Annotated in this window: 5 protein-coding genes; all 5 read right to left on the bottom strand. The window is 71.1% G+C overall.

Features of this window, described 5'->3' with window-relative positions; all coding sequences use genetic code 11:
• Positions 1 to 67: 67 nt before the first annotated feature.
• The gene (locus B1H29_RS36495) at positions 68 to 1,330 is read right to left on the bottom strand and encodes a cytochrome P450 (RefSeq protein WP_055422255.1); all 1,263 of its coding nucleotides are present in this window, start codon (positions 1,328 to 1,330) and stop codon (positions 68 to 70) included.
• Positions 1,327 to 3,039, bottom strand: coding sequence for a non-ribosomal peptide synthetase (locus tag B1H29_RS36490; protein WP_055422254.1), 1,713 nt, complete (start codon positions 3,037 to 3,039; stop codon positions 1,327 to 1,329). The genes B1H29_RS36495 and B1H29_RS36490 overlap by 4 nt, the downstream gene beginning before the upstream one ends.
• Positions 3,039 to 3,788, bottom strand: a complete 750-nt coding sequence (locus B1H29_RS36485; RefSeq protein WP_055422253.1) for a thioesterase II family protein — start codon at positions 3,786 to 3,788, stop codon at positions 3,039 to 3,041. Before B1H29_RS36485 ends, B1H29_RS36490 begins: the two co-directional genes overlap by 1 nt.
• A gap of 838 nt (positions 3,789 to 4,626) precedes the next feature.
• Positions 4,627 to 5,874 carry a ketosynthase chain-length factor gene (locus B1H29_RS36480; protein WP_055422252.1) on the bottom strand — a complete coding sequence of 416 codons (1,248 nt, stop codon included), beginning with the start codon at positions 5,872 to 5,874 and terminating at the stop codon, positions 4,627 to 4,629.
• Positions 5,871 to 7,136 carry a beta-ketoacyl-[acyl-carrier-protein] synthase family protein gene (locus B1H29_RS36475; protein WP_055422251.1) on the bottom strand — a complete coding sequence of 422 codons (1,266 nt, stop codon included), beginning with the start codon at positions 7,134 to 7,136 and terminating at the stop codon, positions 5,871 to 5,873. The genes B1H29_RS36480 and B1H29_RS36475 overlap by 4 nt, the downstream gene beginning before the upstream one ends.
• Positions 7,137 to 7,142: the final 6 nt, after the last annotated feature.

The raw sequence follows: 7,142 nt of genomic DNA, 5'->3' as shown, positions 1-7,142 counted from the left end.
GTGTGACGACTCCAGGGGTTTCACGAGTACCCTCCACCCACTCCGGTTCCCGGATGGTCCGCGACGGTCACGACAGGCGGGCCGGGTGCGCGCCGTCCCGTGGTACGCCGCGCACCGGCATGGACGTGACCCCGGCGACGAAGTTGGAGGCCAGGTGCCGCACCTCCCCGGCCGGTTCGATCCGCTCGACCAGCGCGCAGACGCGCTCCAGGAGCATGCGCAGCGACAGCCGTGCCAGCGCGGCCCCGACGCAGTAGTGGGGCCCGAATCCGAAGGCGATGTGCCGGTTGGGACGGCGTGTGATATCGAACGTGTAGGGGTCGGCGAAGACGTCCTCGTCCCGGTTGGCCGACCCCAGCCACACCGCAAGCGCTGAGCCGGCCTTGACCGTACTGTCGCTCAGCCGCACGTCCTGGGTGGCGTACCGCATGAAGTGGCTGGCCGGTGATGTCCAGCGCAGTCCCTCTTCGACGCAGCCGGCGACCAGGGAGGGGTCCGCGACGACCGCGCGGTAGGCGTCGGGGTGGTCCATCAGGGCCTGGACCAGTCCGGTGACGGTGTGCGGGGTGGTGACGTTCGCGCCCAGGATGAGGCTGTAGCAGTTGTAGACGATGCTTTCGTGGTCCAGCGGCTTCCCGTCGATCCGCGTTTGCATCAGGTGGCCGATCAAGTCGTCCGTCGGGGTCCCGTCCCGCGCGGCGAGCTGTTCCGAGAAGTACTCGAACAGCTCATGGTGCGCGGTGACGAGCGTGAGTGGGGCCGAGCCCTCCTGGAAGGCCGGGTCATGGGGCGCGACGGCCATGGTGGTCAGCTTCGTCAGACGCGGCCAGTCCGATTCCGGCAGACCCATGAAGGTGCCGATGAAGTCCATCGGGAAGTCGGCGGCGAGCACGGCGAGATCGGTGGACTCGCCGTTCAACAGCGGCTCGACCAGCCGGTCGACGGGCTTGAGCAAGGTGTTGCGCCGTGCGTTCACCGCCCGTGCCGACAGCACCCGGTTCAGCGATTCGCGCAGCATGGTGTGGTGAGGCGGGTCGCTCGCCGCCATCATCTTGCCGCCGGCCGGGTCCCCGACGTCCAGGGCGCTGAGGAGGGTGCCCCGCTCGGAGGTGAAGTCCTCATGGTCGCGCAGCACCCGGCAGGCGTCCGCGTAGCGCGTCACCGACCAGAACTGCCGCCCGTCGGGCAGTTGTTGCCGGTGCACCGGCGCCTCGGCGCGCAGGGCCCGCCAGACCGCGTGCGGGTGACCCTCGCTGTGCAGGAACGGATCGAACAGATCGACGCTGTCCAGATCGACCTGCCCGTCCGGAGCGTTTGGCGACATCCTCATCGGCGCCGCTCCTCGACCAGCGCCGCCAGCCCGGCCACGGTCGGCCGCAGATAGAAGTCGCGCGGGGCGATCGTCACGCCGAACTCCCTGGCAACGTCCTCGGCCATCCGCATACTGAGCAGCGAGTGGCCGCCCAGCGCGATGAAGTCGTCGTCGATCCCGATGCGGTCGACACCCAGCAGATCGGACCAGATCTCGGCGATGAGCGTCTCCACCCCGGTGGCCGGCGGCACGAAGTCGGAGAAGAGGTCCGGACGTTCACGCGACACGGTGCCGGCCAGCGCCGAGCGGTCGACCTTGCCGTTCGCGGTCAGCGGCAGCTCGTCGACGATGCGGTAGGTCGCCGGCCGCGCGTAGTCGGGCAGCGCCTGCGCCATCTGACGCCGCATGCCGAGGACCGACACCACCTGTCCGCGATGGGGTGCCACGAATGCGGCAAGCCTGAGCGCGCCGGTGGGGCCGGGCTGTGCCACGACCGCCGCCGAGCGAACGCCGGGCAGGTGCGCCAGGACTGTCTCCGCCTCGCCTGGTTCCACCCGGAAGCCGTTGATCTTGACCTGTCGGTCGGACCGCTCGAGGAACTCCAGCACACCGTCGGACCGCACGCGGACCAGATCGCCGGTGCGGTACATCCGTCCGCCGGGCGGAGAACTCCACGGGTCGGCGACGAACCGCGCACCGGTCTGCCCCGGCTCGCCCAGGTATCCCCTGGCGAGCCCGGAGCCCACGGCGTAGAGCTCGCCGACCTCGGCCGGCCGCAGTCGGGCATCGAGGACGCGCACCTCGGTGCCCGTGATCGGCCGCCCGACCGGTACCGGGTCGGTGTCGCCGGCTGTGATGTCGTGGCAGCACGTGAACGTCGTGTTCTCGGTCGGGCCGTAGCCGTTGACGAGCCGGATCCCCGGCAGCCGCGAGAGAACCAGCTCGGCATGGCGCGGGGACACCACGTCTCCGCCGACGACGAGGCGCCGCACGTTCGCCAGCAGGTCGAGGTGGTGGTCGACGACCTGCTGGAACAGGCCTGCGGTCAACCACAGCGTGGTGATCTTGTGGTCGCTGACGAAGCGCGCCAGCTCGGCCGGCGACGGCTCCCCCGGGGGATGGACCAGCAGCTCGGCGCCGTTGAGCAGGGGAGCCCAGATCTCGAAGGTGGAGGCGTCGAACGCGACGGGGGCGAACTGCAGGAAACGGTCGTCGGGTTCGACCGGTGCGTAGGCCTGGTCGCGCACCAGCCGAAGGACCGACTCGTGCGGTATGGCGACACCTTTCGGGGCGCCGGTCGACCCCGAAGTGAACGCGACATAGGCGAGGTTGCCGCCGCCCGCCCGGGTCGCCCGATCGCCGGCCGGAGCCGGGCCGGCGGGCGTCGAGGGCTCGATCACGGCCCCGGTCGCGTCGAGAAGGCAGCTCACACTCGCCGACCGCAGGGCCCTCGCACGCCAGTGGTCCGGCTGCCGGGGATCGACGGGCACATACGCGGCGCCGGCCTTGAGGATGCCGAGCAGCGTGACCACCAGGTCGAGGGACCGCTCGGCCAGCACGCCCACTCTCGCCTCCACGCCTATTCCCCGGGCGGCCAGTCGACGCGCTGTCTCGTCGGCCCGGGCATCCAACTGCGTGTAGGTCAGAGCGCCGTCATGCCCGTGGAGTGCCACCTTGTGCGGGGTCGCGGCGGCCTGGGCGCTGAACAGCTCATGGACCGTGTCCATCAAGCCACGCCCTCCATGTCCCGCGCCAGCTCTGCCACGAGTGCCAGGGGCGCGTTCAGGAAGGTGTGATGCGTGCCGCGCACGGTGATGAACCGGACGTCGTCGCCGTACGCCCGCCAGCCGGCCATCAACTCGGGCCGTACCTCGTCGTCGGAGTCCCATCCAATCGCGGTCACCCCGCCTGGCAGCGAGACCGGAGCGGGGAGCTGGTACGCCTTGTGGGCGCGAATGTCGGCCTTCATCACCGAGAGCCCTAGATCCAGCAGCTCCGGCGTCAGCCGACTGCCCATCGACTTGGCCAACGTGGTCACTTCCATAGCCAGCTCGTCGTCCCCCATGGAAAGGAACCGGCCGTAGGGCGGCTCGTGCGGAGCTACCTGGGAGGAGACGAACAACCGGCTTGGCGTCGGCAGACCAGCTCGCTCCAACTGACAAGCTGTCGCGAAGGCTGCCAGCGCCGAGCTGCAATGTCCGAAGAAGGCGAACGGGCGGTCCAGGTAGGGTTGAAGTTGCGATATTGCCTGCTCGGCATAATTCTCGAAGGTTCCGAAATGCGGTTCGCTCAGCCGGTTCTCCCGACCTGGCGGCTGTACCGGACAGACCTCCGCCGACCCCACGTTTGACGGCCAACGCGCATACATTGAGGCCCCGACGCCGGAGTACGGGAAACAGAAGATCCGGCAGGGCGCAGTCGCGCTGGGACGGTGAAGCAACCATTGTCCGCGGACGCGACCGGTCTCGAGCGACATGCAGTCTCCCCGTTAGTCCTATGGCCGATACCGGGGTGCGCCGATCGCCGCGCGCTCACGCCTGGGCAGAAGAAGCGGCGCCATGCGCTTTCGGGCCAGTGCGGCACGGGACAAACGCCCGGGCGTTCAACTTCGAACTCCTGTTCGCGATTTGGGTCGCTCTTCAAGATTCGCATGACGCCCTAGGCGACACAAGCGATCTTCTCTGCGCGTCCGGAACCATTCGCTCGACTTTTCTTACGCTGAGTGCTCGACGTCGGCGCTCAGGACAGAATTGGGGGGTTCCTCCCCTTGCAGCGACGTCGTACGTTAACAATCGATAACGTAAGTCCTGCTGTCAGCACCTTCGAACTCGCTTGAACTGGCCGGATTTGATCTGCGTTTCGGTGAGCGTCCCGCCGCCCGGCACCGCGAGCGGGGGTGAGTACTCAACGGTGATGTGGCGGTGCGCGACAGCGGTGGCACCCGTGTCCGGAAGGACCTCGCCCACTCGGCGGGCGGGGAGGCGGTTGCCGGCGGCGAGAACGCGCAGAGGTGAACTCTTCGACGGCGACGCCGGTCGTGGCCTCGGCGTGGTCGAGGGAACGGGAGCAGGCATCCCCCGATCGAGGAGAGCGTCTCTCCTCACGGGGGAGACGCAGGCCCCTGCCGCTCTGTCACGGTGGCGGCATGTCGAGCCTCCTGCTGGCGCTGACACGTGCGGTGACCTGCACCCGCCGGCTGCACATGCTGGTGCGATGGTGCCGTTCGCCTGCGCCATGGCCCGTTCGGCCCAGGCAGGCAGGTGTGGCGGGGGCCGCCGGAACGCGGGGGATGTCGTTCCGGCGGCCCGGTCCGGTCAGGGCGCGCTCAGGACGGCCGCCGAGTTGAAGCCGCCTCGGCCGCGGGCCAGGACGAGGGCGTGGCGGACCCCGGTCTCGCGGGGTGCGGTGACGAGGTCGACGGGGCAGTCGGGGGCGGGCTCGGTGGTGCCGGTGGTGGGCGGGATCACCTGGTCGCGCAGGGACAGCAGGGCGGCGGCCGCGTCGAGGGCGGCGCCGCCGGCCAGCAGCCGCCCGGTCATCGACTTGGGTGCGGTGACGGGCACGCCCCGCGGGCCGAACAGGGCGGCGAGCGCCTCCGCCTCGGCGCGGTCCGCGGCACGTGCGCCGGCCGCGTCGGCGAACACCACGTCGATCTCGTCGGGGCGTACCCCCGCGTCGATGAGGGCCAGGCGGGCGGCGTCGGCCAGGCGCGGGGTGCCGGGGCCGTCGAAGGTGGCCGCGTATCCGGTGAACGCGCCGTAGACGCGGGCGTCGCGTTCGCGGGCGGCCGGGGCGTTCTCCAGGACGAACAGGGCGCCGCCCTCGCCGACCACGTGGCCGCCGGCCTGCGTGTCGAACGGCAGGTAGGCGCGGGCGGGGTCGGTGGCGCGGCTCAGTTGGCCGGCGGCGAGGTGGGCGGCCCAGCCCCAGGGGCACAGTGCCGAGTCGACGCCGCCGGTCACCATCAGCCGGGCGCCCTTGCGGATCTGGCGCCGGGCGTGGGCGAGCGCGTCGAGGCCGCCGGCCTGCTCGGCGACGACGACGCCGCTGGAGCCGCGCAGGCCGTGCCGGATGGAGATCTGGCCGGTGTTGACGGCGTAGAACCAGGCGAAGGACTGGTAGGCGCTGACGTGCTGGCCGCCCTTGGACCACAGGGCCTGCAGCTCGCGCTGCCCGAACTCGAAACCGCCCGCGGAGGAGGCGGTGACCACGCCCGCGCCGTATTCGGGCAGTGCCGAGGGGTCGCTGCCGCAGTCGTCGAGGGCCTCCTTGGCCGCGGTCAGGGACAGCCGGGTGACGCGGTCGGTCTGCGCCAGCAGCCGGCCGGGCAGGTGCTCCTCGTCGACGAAGCCGGGGATCTCGCCGGCGATGCGCACGGGGTAGCGCGAGGCGTCGAAGCGGGTCACCGGCCGGATGCCGCTCTCGCCGCGCAGGGTCGCCGCCCACCAGGCCTCGGTGCCCAGCCCGTTGGGGGCGGTGACGCCGATGCCGGTGACGACGGAGCCGGTGGCGGCGGGGACGTTGTGCCGGACGGTGGGTCGGTCCAGTGTGGCTGTGGTCATGCCGCCTCCTGAAGTCGCGGCCGGGTCAGGACGATGGCGCTCTGGAAGCCGCCGAACCCGCTGCCGACGCTGAGTACGGTGTCCGTGCGCTGCTCGCGCGCGGTCAACGGGGTGTAGTCGAGGTCGCAGGCCGGGTCGGCCTCGTGCAGGTTGGCCGTCGGCGGCACGGTGTTGTGTTCGATGGCCAGGGCGCTGGCGGCCACTTCCAGCGAGCCGATCGCGCCGAGCGAGTGGCCGATCATGGACTTGATGGAGCTGACCGGCACCCGGTGCGCGTGTTCACCGAGGCTGCGCTTGAACGCGGCGGTCTCGTGCCGGTCGTTCTGCTTGGTGCCGGAGCCGTGGGCGTTGACGTAGTCGACGGCGGTGGGATCCAGGCGGGCCTCGTCGAGCGCCGCGCGGATCGCCTCGGCCATCTCCGCGCCGTCGGACTTGAGTCCGGTCATGTGGTAGGCGTTGCTGCGGCCGGCGAACCCCGCGATCTCCGCGTACACGTGGGCGCCGCGCCGGCGGGCGTGCTCGAACTCCTCCAGGACCAGTACGGCCGAGCCCTCGCCCAGGACGAAGCCGTTGCGGGAGCGGTCGAAGGGGCGTGAGGCGGTCTCCGGCTCGTCGTTGCGCGGGCTGGTCGCCTTGATGGCGTCGAAGCAGGCCACGGTGATCGGTGAGATCGGGGCCTCGGTCGCGCCGGTCACCATCACGTCGGCGCTGCCCTCGCGGATGAGGTCGACGGCGTGGCAGACGGAGTCGATGCCGGAGGTGCAGCCGGTGGAGACCAGCGAGACCGGGCCCTGGGCGCCGACCGCGCCGGCCACCTCGGCGGCCATGGAGCTGGGCACGAAGTAGTCGAAGAGATGGGCGACCGCCCGGGTGTGGTCGACCTCCCAGGCGCTGCCGTTCTCGCTGACCACGCCGTACTCGTTGTCGAGGCCGGTGGTGCAGCCGACGGCGCTGCCGAGGGTGACGCCGGTGCGCACCGGGTCCAGGGCGGCGGTCAGTCCGCTGTCCTCGACCGCCTCTTTGGCGCTGACCAGGGCGAACTGGGCGGCGCGGTCGAGGCGGGCGGCCTCGGCGGGGCCGAATCCGTGGGCGGCGGGGTCGAAGTCCGCCTCGGCGGCGATACGCGACCGGAACGTGCTCGCGTCGAAGAGTGTGATGCCGCGCGTGGCGGTGCGGCCCGCGGTCAGCGTGCTCCAGAAGGCGCGGGTGCCCACGCCGCCCGGGGCCACGACCCCGATGCCGGTGATGACGACCCGTCTCATCGGTTG

This window comes from Streptomyces pactum, assembly GCF_002005225.1.
GTDB classification, from domain to species: Bacteria; Actinomycetota; Actinomycetes; order Streptomycetales; family Streptomycetaceae; genus Streptomyces; species Streptomyces pactum_A.
The sequence above is the reverse complement of the archived record's forward strand: the minus strand, read 5'-3'. Positions and strand labels throughout refer to the sequence as shown.

Coding starts and splice junctions, on each gene's coding strand:
- B1H29_RS36495 (WP_055422255.1), bottom strand. CDS start 1,330: ATGAGGATGTCGCCAAACGCTCCGGACGGGCAGGTCGATCTGGACAGC.
- B1H29_RS36490 (WP_055422254.1), bottom strand. CDS start 3,039: ATGGACACGGTCCATGAGCTGTTCAGCGCCCAGGCCGCCGCGACCCCG.
- B1H29_RS36485 (WP_055422253.1), bottom strand. CDS start 3,788: ATGTCGCTCGAGACCGGTCGCGTCCGCGGACAATGGTTGCTTCACCGT.
- B1H29_RS36480 (WP_055422252.1), bottom strand. CDS start 5,874: ATGACCACAGCCACACTGGACCGACCCACCGTCCGGCACAACGTCCCC.
- B1H29_RS36475 (WP_055422251.1), bottom strand. CDS start 7,136: ATGAGACGGGTCGTCATCACCGGCATCGGGGTCGTGGCCCCGGGCGGC.